The 16,999-nt window shown below is 53.5% G+C and carries 16 protein-coding genes; 14 read left to right on the top strand and 2 right to left on the bottom strand.

The features are described 5' to 3' along the window. Positions 1–601: 601 nt before the first annotated feature. From BGP85_RS13160 to BGP85_RS13110, 11 genes are all read left to right on the top strand, one after another. A complete protein-coding gene (locus tag BGP85_RS13160; protein ID WP_011953077.1) occupies positions 602–1,240 on the top strand; it encodes a TnsA endonuclease N-terminal domain-containing protein in 639 nt (212 codons plus the stop codon). Next, positions 1,221–3,179 carry a DDE-type integrase/transposase/recombinase gene (locus BGP85_RS13155; protein WP_016497347.1) on the top strand — a complete coding sequence of 653 codons (1,959 nt, stop codon included), beginning with the start codon at positions 1,221–1,223 and terminating at the stop codon, positions 3,177–3,179. The genes BGP85_RS13160 and BGP85_RS13155 overlap by 20 nt, the downstream gene beginning before the upstream one ends. Further along, positions 3,176–4,135, top strand: coding sequence for a TniB family NTP-binding protein (locus tag BGP85_RS13150; RefSeq protein WP_010951429.1), 960 nt, complete (start codon positions 3,176–3,178; stop codon positions 4,133–4,135). The genes BGP85_RS13155 and BGP85_RS13150 overlap by 4 nt, the downstream gene beginning before the upstream one ends. Before the next feature lie 75 nt (positions 4,136–4,210). Continuing rightward, positions 4,211–6,127, top strand: coding sequence for a TniQ family protein (locus tag BGP85_RS13145; RefSeq protein ID WP_010951430.1), 1,917 nt, complete (start codon positions 4,211–4,213; stop codon positions 6,125–6,127). A 56-nt stretch (positions 6,128–6,183) separates the two neighbouring features. Further along, the gene (locus BGP85_RS13140) at positions 6,184–6,543 is read left to right on the top strand and encodes a histone-like nucleoid-structuring protein, MvaT/MvaU family (RefSeq protein WP_010951431.1); all 360 of its coding nucleotides are present in this window, start codon (positions 6,184–6,186) and stop codon (positions 6,541–6,543) included. 586 nt (positions 6,544–7,129) lie between these two features. Further along, complete coding sequence (locus BGP85_RS13135; RefSeq protein WP_010951432.1) at positions 7,130–7,972, top strand: TIGR04255 family protein; 843 nt, start codon at positions 7,130–7,132, stop codon at positions 7,970–7,972. Then, complete coding sequence (locus BGP85_RS13130) at positions 7,969–8,652, top strand: transcriptional regulator (protein WP_126404318.1); 684 nt, start codon at positions 7,969–7,971, stop codon at positions 8,650–8,652. The genes BGP85_RS13135 and BGP85_RS13130 overlap by 4 nt, the downstream gene beginning before the upstream one ends. Before the next feature lie 2 nt (positions 8,653–8,654). Next, on the top strand, positions 8,655–9,524 hold the full coding sequence (locus BGP85_RS28910; RefSeq protein WP_016497350.1) for a hypothetical protein: 870 nt from the start codon (positions 8,655–8,657) through the stop codon (positions 9,522–9,524). Positions 9,525–9,834: 310 nt separating this feature from the next. Beyond that, positions 9,835–10,758 carry a hypothetical protein gene (locus tag BGP85_RS13120; protein ID WP_010951435.1) on the top strand — a complete coding sequence of 308 codons (924 nt, stop codon included), beginning with the start codon at positions 9,835–9,837 and terminating at the stop codon, positions 10,756–10,758. A gap of 220 nt (positions 10,759–10,978) precedes the next feature. Further along, the gene (locus BGP85_RS13115; protein WP_003298409.1) at positions 10,979–11,188 is read left to right on the top strand and encodes a hypothetical protein; all 210 of its coding nucleotides are present in this window, start codon (positions 10,979–10,981) and stop codon (positions 11,186–11,188) included. Between the two features lie 14 nt (positions 11,189–11,202). After that, complete coding sequence (locus tag BGP85_RS13110; protein ID WP_003298411.1) at positions 11,203–11,409, top strand: hypothetical protein; 207 nt, start codon at positions 11,203–11,205, stop codon at positions 11,407–11,409. Positions 11,410–12,015: 606 nt separating this feature from the next. Here BGP85_RS13110 and BGP85_RS13105 read toward each other — a convergent pair. Then, entirely contained in the window at positions 12,016–13,713 is a 1,698-nt protein-coding gene (locus tag BGP85_RS13105; protein ID WP_003298414.1) for a phosphoethanolamine transferase, read from the bottom strand. A 490-nt stretch (positions 13,714–14,203) separates the two neighbouring features. Here BGP85_RS13105 and BGP85_RS13100 point away from each other — a divergent pair, with 490 nt between their 5' ends. The 3 genes from BGP85_RS13100 (at position 14,204) to BGP85_RS13090 (ending at position 16,010) form a co-directional block, all read left to right on the top strand. Beyond that, positions 14,204–14,542, top strand: a complete 339-nt coding sequence (locus BGP85_RS13100; protein ID WP_079732563.1) for a zinc ribbon domain-containing protein — start codon at positions 14,204–14,206, stop codon at positions 14,540–14,542. 54 nt (positions 14,543–14,596) lie between these two features. After that, positions 14,597–15,502 carry a cation diffusion facilitator family transporter gene (locus BGP85_RS13095; protein ID WP_010951438.1) on the top strand — a complete coding sequence of 302 codons (906 nt, stop codon included), beginning with the start codon at positions 14,597–14,599 and terminating at the stop codon, positions 15,500–15,502. 157 nt (positions 15,503–15,659) lie between these two features. After that, the gene (locus BGP85_RS13090) at positions 15,660–16,010 is read left to right on the top strand and encodes a DUF3147 family protein (RefSeq protein ID WP_011953105.1); all 351 of its coding nucleotides are present in this window, start codon (positions 15,660–15,662) and stop codon (positions 16,008–16,010) included. A 32-nt stretch (positions 16,011–16,042) separates the two neighbouring features. Here BGP85_RS13090 and BGP85_RS13085 read toward each other — a convergent pair whose 3' ends face one another. Beyond that, positions 16,043–16,369, bottom strand: a complete 327-nt coding sequence (locus BGP85_RS13085) for a DUF2790 domain-containing protein (RefSeq protein WP_010951440.1) — start codon at positions 16,367–16,369, stop codon at positions 16,043–16,045. Between the last annotated feature and the right edge of the window lie 630 nt (positions 16,370–16,999).

Below are 16,999 nucleotides of genomic sequence, written 5' to 3'. Positions count from 1 at the left end.
AGCAGAGAGATTGAGAGGACTTTAAAACTAATATTTGAACACCTTAATAGTTAATTAAGCGTACGTGTTAAGTATTAATTTGAACAATTTAGTATGGAAATGGAATTTGGTGGAAGTTGCCATTTTGGATTTTTTGTAGATTTCGAAGGGATGTTGGAATAAGATCTATGACCAACTTTTCCGCTTTGCACTGAAGATTTTCAGCCAAATCAGCTGTTTGAAGCGAGAGCTTCAGACCTGATCCAAATTGCTCCAGCGATCACGAAGTGGCCGTTTAGAAATAAAGAGAGCAAGCCGATTGCTTTAGATTCTGATCAGTCATGAGAGTCATGACCAATGAGAGAAAAGGAGACCTGAAAATGTAGAAAAACGCGATCAATCCCGAGAGGACTGACCGCGCTTAGCGAAGCAGACTTGCGTCCTCAGAACCCGCAATGTCTGCTTTTTCGAAGCGACTGTCAATCCTCTCCCATTTTTTCGACCTTAGCGAGGTTACTCGACGGCACAGTGTTGCCTGTCGAAAGGCCTCACTTCGCCCGCCCTGCGCCTTGATTTTTTGGCGCAGCGTCGGCGCTCGTTTCGAGATTTTCGGAGGTGTTTCATGACAGTACGAAAGGTGGTCACGCGGCGGTCCAACCATTACCGCGGCTACTTCCCATCGCTCAAAAATAAAAAGCCTGTGCCCTGGGAGTCCCAGCTCGAAGGCGCTCTTTTTCGGCTTCTTGAGCTGTCTCCTGCGGTCATCGGCTACGTCCCGCAGCCCAGTGAGGAACGTGTTCCATCGCTCCAGGGCTACTTCAAATATTACCCAGACGTACAGGTTTTCCTCGCGGATGGGCGCGAGTGGTGGTTTGAAGTGAAGCCTCACGACCGACTGAAGATTGCCAGCGTCAGGCAGCGACTGGATGCCGCTGAGCGCTACTTCAACGCCACTGCCCGTAACTTTTCGGTGATCACTGAAAAGTTAATTGAAGCTGAGCCCCTGGCTACCAATCTTAGAAGGCTGATGTATCACCGGCGCGGTCCAGAGCTTTCGCATCAGGCGTTGGAGGAGGTAATGGCGACCTTCAACGAATGGCCGCCTATGACCGTTGCAGATCTGCTCTACGTGGTTGGTGAGGGGAAAGCCTGGCGCTTGTTAGGCCTTGGGGTGGTGGGCATTGACCTTGATAGGTCAATTGACACTGACTCCCCGGTCTTCCTGCAAGGGGGGCACCGTCATGCAAACCTTTTCCCTTAGGGTGAAATTGGTCGTCATCGTTCGTGGCGTACTGATGGTGCTTGAGAAGAGGCTTATTGACCGGAAGCTGCTCTTTTTCGATGAGCTTGGTGAGCCCACGAAGCTATCCGAGAAGGAGTTCTATGAGGCCTACGAGAAGCGCGAGATCGAGATCTCCGCTGATCAGCCATACCTTGGGAAGGTTCCGTATGTGCGGAACGTCCCTCCAGATATTTCATGCTTCCCCAAAAAACATGGAGATGAGGCATTGCGTCGACGCAAGTATCTGGACGACCTAACTAAGCGCGGTAAATACAAGCTACCGGGTGACGAAGACATGATCAAGAAACTTAGAGATATCGCCAAAAAGATTGGGGATGCGTGCGCACCCTCGGTTTCCACTATTCGACGTTGGGCAGCCAAATACATTGGCCAGAACGTAGTAAAGCTTATCCCTCAGCATGCCAAAAAGGGTCGGGCTGCCGCGATACAGGGAGAGCTCGAAGTTATTCTTGAAGGGGTGATTAATAAAACCTACCTGCAGGATACGATTCCAGCGGTCAGCGTGGTCGTTTCAGAATTCGAAGATCAGATAAAAGAGAGGAACAAAAGTCGTTTGCCTTCGGATCAGCTCAAGATCCCAAGCGGAATGACTGTCCGAAGGTACATCGCCAAGCTGGATCCGTACCTTGTGGATAAGGAGAGGCTCGGAAAACACGCAGCAGACAAGAAGCACCGTGTTGCGGCGGGTGTCCTACGTGTCCATGAGATTTTGGAACGTTGGGAAATTGATCACACCTTGTTGGACGTCCAGCTTGTGGATGAAACCTCGGGGCTGTGCATTGGGCGCCCCTATCTGACGATCGTCCTCGACCGCTTCTCTCGAATGGTGATGGGATATTTGCTCCACCTGTCGGCGCCAAATACGGAAACCGTGCTTCGTGTGATCGAACGCTCAATCCGTCCAAAAGCCGAATTGCTGAAGCGCTTTCCGAAAGTGAGAAATGAATGGTGGGCACGTGGGCTGCCGGCTCGAATAGTCCCAGACAACGCAGCGGAATTTCACGCGGGCGATCTCATCATGGGATTCAACGAGTTGGGTATCGAGATCATGTATCCCGCTTCAAGGGCCCCTCAAAGGAAAGGTGCCGTCGAACGCTTTTTCAGCACACAGAACCTGGGGCTTATCCACAACCTCCCGGGTACCACCTTCTCGAATATCCAGCAGCGTGGCGATTACGACTCGGAGAAGAATGCATGTTTCACGCTCCCTCAATTGGAGGCGGTGGTAGTGAAATGGATCGTCGATGGTTACCACCAGACTCCTCATCGGGGGCTGGACAACAGAACACCGGCTCAAGTCTGGGGGACTAGCGAGGCGAACCATGTCATCAGCCTTCCCGTCGACCTGGACTCGTTGGAGTGCATTCTGGCCAAGCGGGCCTCGGTGAAGGTTCACCATTACGGCATCGAGGTTGCCAAAGTGGGCTACCACTCTACGGAACTTGCTGAGCTCCGTATGCGTTTGGCAGACGGAGAAAAGGTAAACGTCCGCTATCGAGACGAAGCCGGGCACGTTTGGGTTCACGACCGCTTCAGAAACTTGTTCTTCAAAGTGCCCGCCAAAGATGAGCGAATGGCCGGTAAGAGCAGGGAGGTGTGGAAGGCTGCCGAGAAAGCGCTGCGAGAAAAATATAATGAGCAGCCTAGCTTCGAGGCTACGCACAGGTGCTACCAGGAAATTATGGAAGATGCAGACGAGGCCCGCCGTTCGCAGACGCTCAGAAAACGACGCGCAGCTGCCATAGCGAAAATCGACAAGGAGGGTCGAGTGACCGAAAGCACGCCTCCACCCAAGGTACTCGCTGAAGTGGAATGGACCGGTGACTCTATTCCTAACATTCCGCCAGCAGCCTTCAAGGTCTCGGTTCGTCGCCCTGCTGGGAGTTCTAAGCCATGAACGCCATCAATCTGTACGAATGCTACGAGCATGGTGAATACAGCTTTACGCTCCGCGATCGTTTTATTCACAGCCCTCAAGTCGAGCGAGCGTTGACGCGACTAGGCGATATCCACGGCGATAGTCGGCGTACCAGAGCAAGTAAAGGGTTGCTGATCCAAGGTCCAAGCGGAGTGGGCAAGAGCACATTGGTCAAGGAGTACATTCGGTCATTGGAGGAATTGGAGAGCCATGACCCACAGAAGCGGACAGTTCTGTTCGTCGAGATGCCTTCGTCTCCAACCAAAAAGAACCTGGCAGCAGCCATTTTGGCAGAGCTGAAGGATCCCTTCGCAGAGGCACGAGGACATTCGGCAGAGGTTAAATTTGCGCGAGTAGTCCTGCTGCTGAAGAACCTTGGCGTGGAGATGTTGGTCCTCGATGAGGCGCAGCACCTGGTCGATTATCGTCGTAATGGTGCGTATGAGGCAGCAGACTGGATCAAGAGTCTGATGAATGAAACCAGTATCGCGTTTGTTCTGATTGGGCTGAAGCGCACCGAAAATCTCCTGCTAGCAAACGAGCAACTGCGACGCAGGTTTTCGGCCACGGTGGCATACGATCGCTTCACCTTCTCCGCTAATACGTCTCTTCATTTCGTGATGTTGTTGCAGGCAATCGAGGGCGAACTGCCTGTTCAAACCATCAGTTTTGTAGAGCCAGCGATGATTAAACGCTTCTACCTGGCTTCCTATGGATTGATCGACTACCTCATCAAGATTGTGGACAGGGCTGTTTGGCTGGTTCAAGTCCAGGACCTTGTCGGGATTGAACTTCCTGTGCTGGCCCAGGCTTTTGAAGACGAGGTTTGGAGCTACGCCACCGAGGATCGAAACCCCTTCAGTGCGAGCTTCAATTTCCAGCCTCTGTTCGGGAAGCGGGAGCCGTTTGAGACGTTCGAAGAGAGCAGTACCTGACGGCCAAGGGCCGGGCTTATCGGCCCGGCTCTACTCCCCTGATTTTTATGTCTTCGATTTCATGGATGTGTAGGAATGTTTGGTCTTTTAATCAACCCACGACCACACCAAGACGAAAGTCTTTTGGGGTACCTGCAGCGCCTGGCGAAAGCCAACGGATTACCCAGAAAGGAACTGCTCACCGCCTTTGCACGAGCCGACGAGACCGATGTTGCGGACTGGCTGCAGATGATGGAAGGACCACTGAGCTGGCCTGCGGTATCTGCTGAGTTTCGTGATCCAAGGCCCAAGGGGGTCAAGTTATGGACGACTCATCACGCTCGTTACTGTCCGATCTGTTTGGGCGAAGCCGGTTATTGGAGAGAAAGCTGGGGCTTGACCCTGGTTACGACGTGTTCTGTCCACGGCACTGAACTCCACGGGCGGTGCCCCAACTGTCTGAAGGAAACCGATCCAAGCGCAATGAGTGCGAATAGTTGCCAAGCGTGTGGCACCTCATTGAGTGGGACCAATTTTGAGATCGCGCCGGCGAGTGATACGGCCGCCTGGCTCACCTCTGGCTTTGAAGATAGGTTTTACGCCGACTCGTTGCCAGCTGACGCGGGATTGGCGGCCCTCACCTACGAACAGTTTCACGAGTTGTCATCGCGTCTCGCTGTCAGAAGTTTGCCTACGGAAAGAACCCAGCCGCTGAAGGTTGCTGATTCGGGTTCGCTAGAGATATCGCGGCTTATGGCAAACGCGGCGGGCGTGGTTCTCATGAACTGGCCTCTCGCATTCAGAGAACTGCTGAGTGGCCTCAAGGCAGTCCATTCCGATAACGAACATTGGACGCTCAGCAGATCGTTCGGCCCGATATACCACGACATCCACCGTGATCTGGATGACTCTTGTTTTGACTTTCTTCGTCGAGAGTTCGAATCATTTCTGCAGCATGCGTGGGAAGCACCGTTAGCGAAGCGAAATCGCAATTTGAGTGAGGAGACGATTGAGAGACATCGTTGGGTGTCGTTCGATTCTGCTGCTGAAGCTTGTGGTCTCGGGGTATCAGTCATAAAACGCCTTCATCAGGAGGGACAAATCGCCTATCGGGAGAAGGTCCATGAAGATCGAGTCTTTACGGTCGTGGACCTGGATCATTTGAAGGCAATCTCGCAGCATCTCCAGGGCGTGGCTGATATGAAAGAAACCTCGACTTTGCTAAGCCTCTGTCGCAATCGGGTTAGGCAGCTGCTAGCTGGTGGTACCCTCCAGTTCTTTGGTGGAGAACCGCGCCCAGGCGAAAGGTGGCTGATTGACTGCCGCTCGATCAACGAATTGATTGATGAGAAGCTGCCTACCAGCTCTGACCAGAGCCTGGTGTCGATCAACTACTTGGCCAAGCATTCTCTGCCCAAGGGGGGTGGGTTGGTCGAGTTGGTTCAGGCAATACGTGCAGGTGAACTTCGCGCTTACGGCCCAGCTGAGAATGGCTCGGTTGCGGTAGGGGCGTGGTTACTCAAGCCGCAAGATTTTGCAGCGTGGCAACAAGCCCGAGCTGAGAACAAGAGTCCGGTCTTTCCCGGCCTGTCGGTAGTCAAGGCTGCTGCGCTGTTAGGCGTCAAAGAACAATGCGCATACGCGTTCGTTCGACTGGGTCTGCTATGGAGCACTGCTGTCGAACGAGGCCGGCGTACGCAATTGATGGTTAAGCCTCAAGCCATCGACAGATTCAGGCGTGGCTATATCTTGGGACCGGAGATTGCGGTGTATTTGGGGAAGTCGACCAGGGAGGCGTTCAAGCACCTTTGGGAGGCCAGGTTTCGCCCCGTTGCGGGGCCATCCATTCCAAACGCGGCTTGCCGGCAGTACGTTTGGGTAAGAAGCAAAAAGCTGATCGATTACCTCGCAAGTGAAGCCGCCCAGATCGACGATCCTGAAGCCATCACGTTTTTATCCACACCGATCGCTCAGCCTCGTGATTGCCGATTCAGGCATGTGGGATCAAGATAGTTAGCACGCTTTCTTTCTTGATTGCTAAAATCATCGAACCCATTTTGGAGAATCTTATGTCCCGTCTCGCTGAATTCCGCCTGCTCGAACAACAGCTCGCAGCCCAACTGGCGGAGCTGGAAGCGCTGAAAAATGACTCTGCCCTGAAGCAGGAAATGGAATTTGAAACGAAGCTGCGCAGTTTGCTCAACGAGTATGGCTACGGCCTGCGCCAAGTGGTGCTGATCCTCGATCCGCAAGCGGTGGCTTCCACTGATATGGCCCCAAAAACCTCTCGGAAACCACGCGAAGTAAAGGTCTACAAGAATCCACACAGCGGAGAGGTTGTTGAGACCAAGGGTGGTAATCAGCGTACGCTTAAGGCCTGGAAAAACGAGTATGGCGCTGAGGTAGTCGAGTCTTGGCTCGCCAATTGATTGCACTGCAGGCGGCTTCTGGCACGAGATGAATCGTGGTGCGCCCCGAATGCAAATTCCCATTCTGGGGCGTGACGAAATTTTCTGCGGGTGGTGGTGACACACAGTTTATGCGCATTAAATAGAGGTCCACTTCAAAAAATGGACTCTCCAAAATGCGGAATGAATCGCCCCTGCTTTCCTAGACACTCTCCAAGCTCAGGAAATAGCGTTTCTCATACTCTACTGGAGACAGCTGCATAGCACTGCTGTGTCGACGCTTAGGGCTTCGATCTTGAATTCTTCGGGGTAACGCTGACGACTCATGGCACCTCCTATTTGGGCCTCATTATGAGGCTTGGAGGTGTCTACGAAACCAGGGGCGATTCACTGATTAAAAATTCGTGCTTCCTCAGAGGCTTAGCGATGGTGTCTGTAGAGGCTTTTCTGGAATGACGAGTAAGCTCCTGATGGAGGCGTTTTCTGCACTCCATCCCTCACGGGGACCGCTTGTCAAATCGAAAGGCCCTGCTATACAGTTCTTGTCAAAGGATTTGTCAAATGATGTAGAATCCGGTCCCTCGTTGGGCGCGGTGGAGGAGTTAACATGTCAGAACGCGAAGGGGTCTTAGCAAGGGCGCCGCTTATCTATGCGTTGAGCGTAATCAGATTTGCCCCGATTCTTAAGCTGCCAAAGCTGATCCCAGACATTCAGCACACGATCCGTCAGAGCCTCCCGGGCTTCTTCCAGATGGTCAAGGGCGTGCCGCCTGGAGTGATGCACAGCGGAGAACCGAATTCTTGGGCGTTCCTTAATCGGGATGCTGACTACGCGTGCGTGCTGGCCATGGATCACATGATCCTGCAAAGCACAAATTATCTTCATTTTGATAACCACTTAGCGCTTTTCCGTGAGTGCATTGAGGCGCTGGTAGGGCAAGCAGGTGCATTGGATATCACCGCTATCGGGATGCGGTACGTCGATAAAATTGAACCAGCTGAAGGTGAGACCCTAGCCGACTACCTTCCGGAAGCCATGCTCCCACTTAAATGCGATGAGCTAGCGGCGCATGGGAAAGTCCCCAAGGAGCAGCTTGGAATCTCTACTACCACCTACCATCTAGATCCGGAGTATCTGCACATCAGATGCTGGCGGCAGACTGGTATGTGGATACCGGAAGATTTGGTCGAGCCGGCCATGGTTTTCGAAATTGCTAAGCAATCGAGGAATTCATCCAAGCATGGTGCTCCTCTGCAAGGTGCATTTGTGCCTGTTAGCGAAAATGGTGCTCTTCTCGATACGGATGCGCATTGGCCGCTGCAGTTAGCCGAACGACTGGGAACCGAGGAGATCTGCACGAGACTCGACGGTTTGCATAAGACTGCTAACTTTGCTTTTAGGACAGTCGCGAAAGATCATGCCTTTGAGGTTTGGGGGAAGGCGAAATGACTACAGCAATGAATGGGCAATGGATTGATCCTACCGGGGCTGCTGTAAGCAGATCTTCTACTTGGGAAAACCCTGAAATTGCTCCGCGTGTAGGTAGCACGACAGCAAACCCTGTATTGGCGATTGCTTTCACAGCGATGCTGGCCGTTTCGGTAGTAGTCGCTCCTGGGACTGCCTCCCTGCCCTATCCACAACTTATCGGCTCAGCAGGCATGAGCTTTCATGGCGTGCATGCTGGTGCCTGGACCGAGGTGGACACCAGCCAGGATGCCAATGTTACCGAAGACGTAGCGCCGGCCTTAATCGAGGAGCTTAGGAGCGACTTCAAGTTGTCAGATAGCTCCATCGCGCAGATCTTCAACGTGTCTCGTCAGACCGTGTACAATTGGCGGACTGGAAAAACCGCCACTGGTTTTCCCGAGAGGCTTGCGGCTTTAACTGAGGCGTTGCGCCAAGTTAACGCCGAAGAAGCGCAGTATCTGCATCGGGTGCTTTTCTATCCAACCGCCGATGGCCGCCTGATTCAGGATGCGCTTTCGGATGAAGCGTGGAATCGAAATGGCGCTAAAGGTGTGTACGGAATGGTTGCGGAGTTGGCTGGCAAGGCGCAGCAGCTACGTGATAGGGACCTCAAAACCATCGCCAGGTTAGAAAAATCGGGCGGTTCGAATTTGGTTTGATTATGGCTGATACACCTGAGCAAGAGATCGTAAGTGCCATTAGCGCTGCTGGTTGGCTGCAAGGAGATACCGTCTCAGGTGACGCCTTGATTGAACACATATCCGAGGAGGTCCTGAAAGGCCAATTCGAGGGGGTGGCTCCAGCTTATTGGATGTTGGCCTCCCATTCCTGCACGGTGCATGCACGCAACCTTTGTGATGCGCCGTGGATAGAGTGGATTGCCGTTAAGGTAAAGAAAAAGGCCTTTGATAAGCAGCTGCACGCCCTCAATCCACGTACGCTGCACCTGCAGCACGCGGAAAAGCAGGTTTTGGAGCTCAAGATTCACAAGCGTGTGTGGACCAAGAGAGCCGTGCTTCCGACGCTCCACCGAAATCCGGTAATCACGCTGAGCGAAGAAAACGGTCAGTATTTCTCATACTGGATGTCCCACCATTACAACCGTATTGCGATGCCGGACGAGTTGGTCAACCGCCTGAAGGCAGACCAAGGTGACGACGGCATGAAGGGCATCGCCGTGCTTGTCGACGATTTCCTCCATCAGAACAACCAATTTTTCGCTAGTGCTTGGGTTTCCTTCAACCCCAAGGGCGAGATTCGCGACCCGGCTGAGCCCTACGAGGTGGTGTTCCGGTTTTTGACCAAACGAGAGCACGCCAGGCGCGCAAATGAGCTGCACGACCAGCTGAATGAATTGCTCGGGGTGGCCAGAAATCTCAACGATGGGCTGTACTTCGGTGGAGCAGACGTCACGGTGCTCCAAGACTTTACCATGCTCGATGCGGAAGACTTCGTGCGGTACAACCTTCACGACTGGCTCAGTGTTGGGGATACCGATGAAGATGAAGAAGGTGCCGATGATGCTGACTGAGCTGCTATCGGCCTCCCCTTTAGGATCTGGGTTTGACCTTAGCTGACCGGCTGCTCTACAAACCAATTGATTTTCTCCGGAGCCGGTGTCACTGTCGCTCCAAGAATAGCCCCCACGCCTCGGGCAGGTCCCAGACCTGTACTGCGCACCAGGGGGTTAGTTGTTTCTAGGGCCCGCCCAGGTCGATCAGGCATGCTTTGGGCGGGCCTCAAACCAGTGGGTGACCACCAAAAGGGTCAGTTAGGCCTACTGCTGCCTATCCTCGCTCGTTACCATCCAGAGACCCTCTATTGATACGGTTTCAGCAAAGATGGATGTCTATAAGGTCCGCATCGAAGACACAGAAAGCAAGATCATCGACAAGGAAGGTTTCGAGGCCGAGACCTTCCGCAGAGATCCATGGTACCAGCCTGGAAGTGCCGGCAAGCTAGCTCAGTTTGCTGTATGCCCGGCATGCGACAACCCTGTCCAGCTGGTTGGGCTGTATGAGCTACCGCCTAACGTGAAGAACCCATTCGGGAAACATGCTACTAAGAGCATTCGCGGCATCGCTCCATTTGATAGTGAGGCCCGTAACGATTGCCCGTACTTCCAGCCTCGCCAGCACAAGAAAACAGAACGAAAAACCAGGTTTGACGGCGTCCCACGGAAGATTCTCAAGCTATTGATCGAACAGTTCGATCGCGTGGTTTACATCCTGGAGAAAGAGACCCAACTGGTCCTTTCCGAGAACGCGTTGAGAGGCATGCTGCAGCGTTACAAGGGAGAGCGTGGCTACCTCTATACCGGCGCGACGCTTCGCAATGTGCCATGGATCTTTGCTTACATGTCGGACGCCACCCGCCTGTTTGGCCAGAAGGTCATTGGAAATGCTGAGCTGGTGAAAGCTATTGCCGCTGAGGTGCCAGGGGCGGAAATCAGCAGCACTGGTCGGCTGGAATCGAAGAAGGTGCCTGGTTCGAAGGCGGCATATTTTGATCTCAAAATGAGTTTCATCCGCCATCGAATCGTCAAAGACAGTGAAGCGTCCGGCTTGGTTGAAAGCATGGAGTTTGTAGTGTCACAGCCTCGCGGAGGTGAGCTTGAGCACATTCACAAGGAAGTCATCAAATTCGATTCGGCTTGGTTCGAATCCCTTATCCGGATGCCGGTTGATCATCCTTATCGCAGAATGGATAGAGTGAAGATGGCCCGGGAGGAACTGGGCGATCTGCTGGAGCTGACTCAGGCCTGAGGAGGCCTGTTGTAAACCACTTTTTTTCACTGTAACCACAGTGGTTTACAGTGAAAAAAAGTGGTTTACAACGTAGCTACGACACGCGCCCTGGCCACTCCCCAGGCCAGCGCGCTCCTCATTGATTCGTTCAGTCGGGCGTCGAACACCTATGCTGCTCGGGGCCTTGCCACGCCGCGGTGTCCTATAATTCATCTTCAGCTGAATGGAGCAAAATGTTGTGAAGCGCACATTCATTGGAATGGTCGAGGCTGGTGAGCCACTGATGAGGCAAGCGCTTGAAGCTATCCGACAGGCCCACGAAGCGGAGGCTGCTGGATTGCCAGACCTTGAGGTACAGCGTCTTCACCCATTGGCAGATTCGCTCTATCAGGCGGTCATTGATTTTCAGCTCCTCAAAGCAGGTAAACCACCGTCGACTATCCAGTGAGGACCTGCCGCTACATGACGAAAAAGATGCCAGCTCTTCTCCCCGACCACCCCATGTATACCGACGCAGTGGATGCGATGAAGCAATACCACGAGGCGCAGGCTTCTGGCTCATCTGCCGAAGAGGTTGAGCGCCTGCGTCAAATCGCAGAATCACAATTTCGGGCTGTCAGCGAGTATCAGCTCAACGCTCTGGGATATCAGTCTCGTCGTCCGCACTGAAGGGATAACCGATCCGGAGGTAGCTTCAGAATCCATCAAGCCAAGCGGAAGACTCACGACGCGGTCCGATTGATCAGCGAGACGGTCGGGAGGGTTTGCACACAGCCCCAAAAAAAAAGCAGCTCCCGAGAGCTGCTTTTTTCTTACTCCCCCTTTTTGTGCTTGTGGGGTTTCAGGTCCGGATGGTCCTTCTGCTTGTAAGCGAACGGGCATTACAGGTTGCGTAACGGCAGCCAGTTATGCGGCAACAACTCGGCGATCTCACTGGCGCGCTGCGTCGGCAGCCGCATCAGCACATCTGAAAGACCCTCTTAAAAGGCTAGAAGTGGTGTCCACTTAAATAGGTGGACACCATCGCCTTTGGCGGTGGGGTCAGAAAGGTGTGTTTGCTGGCCGGTTACTTCTGCTTTTCAGGGGTGACTCGCTGCCTTTTGTCCGGAGTGCCATCTTCATTGGTGCGCTTTGGGCCTGGCTTGATGCTCATGCAAAACTTCCTTTTCCGCTTGGGTTGTTGAATGCAGCTATGTAATTAGTCCAGCTTCTCTCAGCTGTCAAAGCAGGCTGGTGCAGAACCGCCTGGCCGATGATCCGGTCCACATCGAACATTCAGAGGCCAGAATAAGAGCCTCCGACAAAGGGCTTACAAGGGGCAGTGAAATCCAGCGCTGAGCGATACGAAGACGTCTGGACGTTCATCATGCCGAGCACGGTGTGGAACAGGTTGTCGTGGCTCAGCGGTGACGTGGTTTGAGCTTTCAAACAACCCACGTTGACCTTTTCGCTCTTCGCGAGCGAGTCAGACATCCAAAGTACCAACGGCACCTTTGTTTGCTCGTCAGGAGCCATCGCGTAAGGCAGCCCGTGTAGATAGAGCCCACCCTCCCCCAGCGATTCGCCGTGGTCCGAAACGTACATCAGCGCAGTGTCGAACTTGGTGTTGGCCGCCAGGATATCGATGAGATTTGCAGTCACATAATCGGTGTAGAGGATTGAGTTGTCGTAGGCATTGACCACCTCCTCCTGCTTACATTTGTCGAGCTCGTTGGTCTCGCACACCGGTGCGAATTTCTTGAATTGCGAGGGGTAGCGCTTGTAGTAGGCCGGGCCGTGACTGCCTTTGTAGTGGAGCACCAGGACAGCATCGCCTTCCTGGCGCTTGATGAAGTCTTGCATCTCCGTGAGCAGCACCCCGTCCTTACACTCCTCGCTGGTGCACAGTTGGGAATCCGCGTGAGAGGCAGCCTTGTGGTTGGGAACCCTGTCGCAGACCCCTTTGCACCCCGAGTTGTTGTCAGTCCACATGACACTGATGCCAGCGCGTTGAAGCACGTCGAGCAGCCCTTCTCGGCTCTTGGCCAAGCCATCTTTGTACTGGGCCTTACCCACGTCCAGGAACATGCATGGCAGCGAGACCGCGGTAGCGGTACCGCAGGAGCTCACGTTCGTGAAGCTAATGACATTTCGCTTTTCTAGTTCCGGATTCGTTTCACGGGAGTAGCCGTTGAGGGAGAAGTTGGCGGAGCGAGCGGTCTCTCCTACTGCCAGTACCAGCAGCCTGGGTTTACGAGCCGCACCCTGTCGATTAACTACCGCATCAGTACCAATGGCCGTCAGCGTTTTAGGTGAGGCCAGCTGACGCTTCAGGTACCCATGGCCAGCCGCAAACAAGTTGGTAGGTACCAGAATCAGCCGGATCTCCCGATTGTTGCGCAGCAAGGAGGCATACGACTGGTACTGACTCAACGCGATGCCAGATAAGGTCAACAGAGCGAGCGACAGAGCAATGAACCTGCTGACCAAAGCTTTGGCCCAAGGCTTGCGCCGGAGGGGAACCCGGGCAATCAGGTAGACGGGCAACACCCCAACCATTGCGACCCAAAGACCGAGCTTCCAATTCAGCAGCTCGGTTGCCTCAGCGACGTCGGTCTCCACAACGTTGGTGAACATTGTGTAATCGATCACGATGCCGTAGGCATTCATGAAGTAACTCGCAAAAGACGCGCTGATCAGTACCAGGCACAGTATGGGTTTGGCCAGCCGCCCCCATGACAGCAAGCTCAGAACGGTAAACACCCATGCGAATACTATGACTGGGAGGCTAGCCGCTAGCTGCCAGTTCACTTCATCGGTTTTGAATACCAGCTTCCAGAGCACGTTCCAGAGCTCAGCGTTCGCGAATAGCAGTAACCAAAAAGTCACCAGGCCGATTAGCAAATTAGTACTGATGCCTTTCTGCCGCGCATTGCGAATAGCAAAGATCCATTTGCTTAACAGGGTGTGAACAATGGATTTGGAAGGTGTCATTATCAAACTCTGGAAGCTGCTTATCCATGGCGGTAGCTATGGAGTTAGCGGGAGCTACAAGGCAAACCGTCGACAGATGCTGAGCGATTGCGCAATGTGCGGAGCGTCAGAGGCCTTAGGCCCCTAGGCGTTGGGGACGCTTAGTATGTGTGAGGCATAGGGATAAAAAGAGAAATGAATCTCGCTGAGCGCATTATTTCCGGGACCTGATAACGACACGATGACCTCGGGATTACAATGCTGACAGAAATCCAATTACTGCTGTTTTGATTGTCATTGATCACGCTATGATCAAAATTAGGGGAATACTACCCACCAAAAGCAATGCTCCGCTCAGCTAGATAAATTTAATTTCACAAACAAAACGGTTTCGTTTTGTCGTAGGCTAATTTTGAACTTTCAATTCAACTTACAAGTCTTTCTCGCGAGCAGAACATAATTTTCAACTTTTGCTCGTTAATATGTCACCCATCAATGAGGGGCGAATACCATGAGCTTTTTCAAAAACATCCTGGGCGGGCACCATGGCCGTGGAAACCACGGTGGAGGCAAGCACCACAGCGGGGGACATGGGGCCGAGCAATATGATCGCCATGGCCGGCAGCAGGGCTGCGACGGCGGTAATCAGGTGTATGACGGCGGGCGCCCTCCCACTCCTGCCCCCATCAAAGATCTGCAGGGCTGCAGGCAGTGCCGGACGGCCAACGATCCGTCAGCACGCTTTTGTCTAAACTGCGGAACACCGCTATCGAGTGGTTGCACCGCCTGCGGCTCGCTGCTGAGTGCAGGAGCAAGATTTTGCAGTCAGTGTGGCCAAGCGACGCTCTAAGGCTAGGTAGACAGGAAGGCCAACGAGACCACAACCCTGCGCAAGGAGAAATACGTGGGTTCAAATCATGACCATGGCAGCGCTGCAGTACGCGAGGGGCATCAGAAGAAGCTAATCATGGCGCTCGGCTTGACTGGCAGCTTCATGATTGCAGAAGTGATCGGTGCGTGGATTACCGGCAGCCTGGCGCTGCTGTCGGACGCATCTCACATGTTCACAGATACTGCCGCCTTGGCGATCTCACTGATTGCACTTCAGATAGCCAAGCGGCCGGCGGATCAGAAAAGAACCTTCGGCTATGCGCGCCTGGAAATTCTGGCTTCGACGTTCAACGCCGTGCTGCTCTTCCTGGTGGCGATGTACATCTTGTATGAGGCCTACCAGCGCTTCTTCATGCCGGCGGAGATCGCTACCGGAGCGATGATGTGGATCGCAATCGCCGGCCTGATCATCAACCTAATTTCGATGCGCCTTCTGGCATCTGCGAGCAACGAAAGCCTCAACGTCAAAGGAGCCTACCTCGAAGTTTGGAGCGACATGCTCGGCTCGCTTGGCGTAATCATCGCGGCACTTATCATCCGCTTCACCGGCTGGACCTGGGTCGACACGATTGTCGCTGTGGCGATCGGCCTTTGGGTTCTGCCGCGGACGTGGCAGTTGCTTCGCGAAAGCCTGGGGATCCTCATGGAGGGTGTCCCGAGGGGGCTCGACGTTACGGCAATCGAGGCCACCATCCTCGGAGTAGATGGCGTGACGGACGTTCATGACTTGCACGTGTGGGCTGTCAGCAGTGGCAGTAACGTGATGACGTCGCACGTAGTGGTTCGGGATTCTGCAGATGGGGATGCTGTGTTGGCGGCCGTCGTGGATGCTGTCAGCGATGCATTCGAAATCCATCACTGCACCATCCAGATCGAGCGGGCAGCTTTCCACGAGAGCGTTCCCTCACCCTCGCACTGACCGATCGGTAAACACCATGCAAACACATCACCCTCCTGGCTGAGGGTGATGTTGCAAAAAAAATGCGGTGAGGGATGCCGTAAACGGCAGGAGCGCTTCAAGGGGGTTGGTGAATGGCTTCGCCTGCCCTCGTCAACAACCTCCAGAAGGCTCAGCGATGGCCTGGATCATCACGAAGTACCTACTCACTGCCGGTATAGTGATTCTCGTGTCAGAGCTGGCGAAACGCAGCGACAAGCTGGGCGGCTTGGTCGCCGCCCTACCCTTGGTCACGGTCGTGACGTTGGTCTGGCTCTATTTAGAGAACCAGAGCATGGAGAAGATCTCCAACCATGCTTGGTACACGTTCTGGTACGTGCTTCCGACCCTGCCGATGTTTATTGCTTTTCCATTGCTGCTACCTAAGCTCGGCTTTTGGCCGACACTGATCAGCAGCATCCTCATCACAATGGCCAGCTTCGGAGGCTTCGCCATACTGCTGCGCCGGTTCGGCATTGAGCTTCTATGATCCGGTGGCCGCAGGGATCATCTTGATGAGTCTTAACGGCTATTAACACACTCGCCCTTCACCAGGTAGCGAACCATGTGCAGTTCGCCTTTCGAGTCTTCGTAGGTCATCATGCTTCTTACATTACCGCAGTACCGCACATTGGGTGATACATACACCAACTTACCAACGTCCAGGTCCATGCCATAGGCGTAGTCTTCTAGTTGAGGCATGGGCTTTTTTACGCGTTGAGCATAATCCGCTGTAGCCTCTCTAGCAGTACGCTCGATGTGTTTATTGATCTCCATACCGCTTTGGGCATTGGCTGTTAGTGATGTAAAGAGCATAAACACGGCGATCGCTGATACAGTAGTGTTCATAAGAAGTCCCTTAATAAAAAAGCGCCCGTAGGGGGGCGCTAAAATTCACCTACCAAAGGAGCGTATGGTTTACAGGTGAATGCACTGGCGCGAACAACTGCTCGGTGCTCTTGCCAAGCTGCTTTGAAATGAGACAATTTCCAAAGCAGCGATGCCTCTTCCGCTGCCCTTAAACTAGCAAAGGAGGCTAACACCAAGATGATCGTGCAATTACAATTTGGACATGTAATAGATTGTAAGATAATTATTCGAGAGAATATCGAGCCGCCACGTGAACTAATTTGCAGAAAGGCGCTGCGGTTTGCGGCCGTGCATGGGGTCTGCCTGCGTGGCGCCCTCGATCCAAGGCCAGTACCAGTCCTTGCAAGCTAACGACCGAAATGCTGCCTGTCCTGGCCGATTCCACCTGCCAGGCGAATCTGTCATACACCGCCGCAGGCCCCAGAATCCGCTATGCTTAGGGGTGGAGCCTGCATGACTGTCAGAAATCTTGCGGCTACATTACAAATTTGTAGGATTTCGCCGCGGCCAGCTTCTTCGCGTTAAGATTCAAGCGTCCTCAGGTGACCCGGCGTATGGACAGAGGTAGCGACTACCACATGCCATACCCTCAGCCAAACTTTCGAACAG

Origin of the sequence: Pseudomonas putida (assembly GCF_002906855.1) — a bacterium.
In the GTDB taxonomy this organism is placed as follows: domain Bacteria; phylum Pseudomonadota; class Gammaproteobacteria; order Pseudomonadales; family Pseudomonadaceae; genus Aquipseudomonas; species Aquipseudomonas putida_N.
This window is presented reverse-complemented; position numbering and strand designations above follow the sequence as displayed.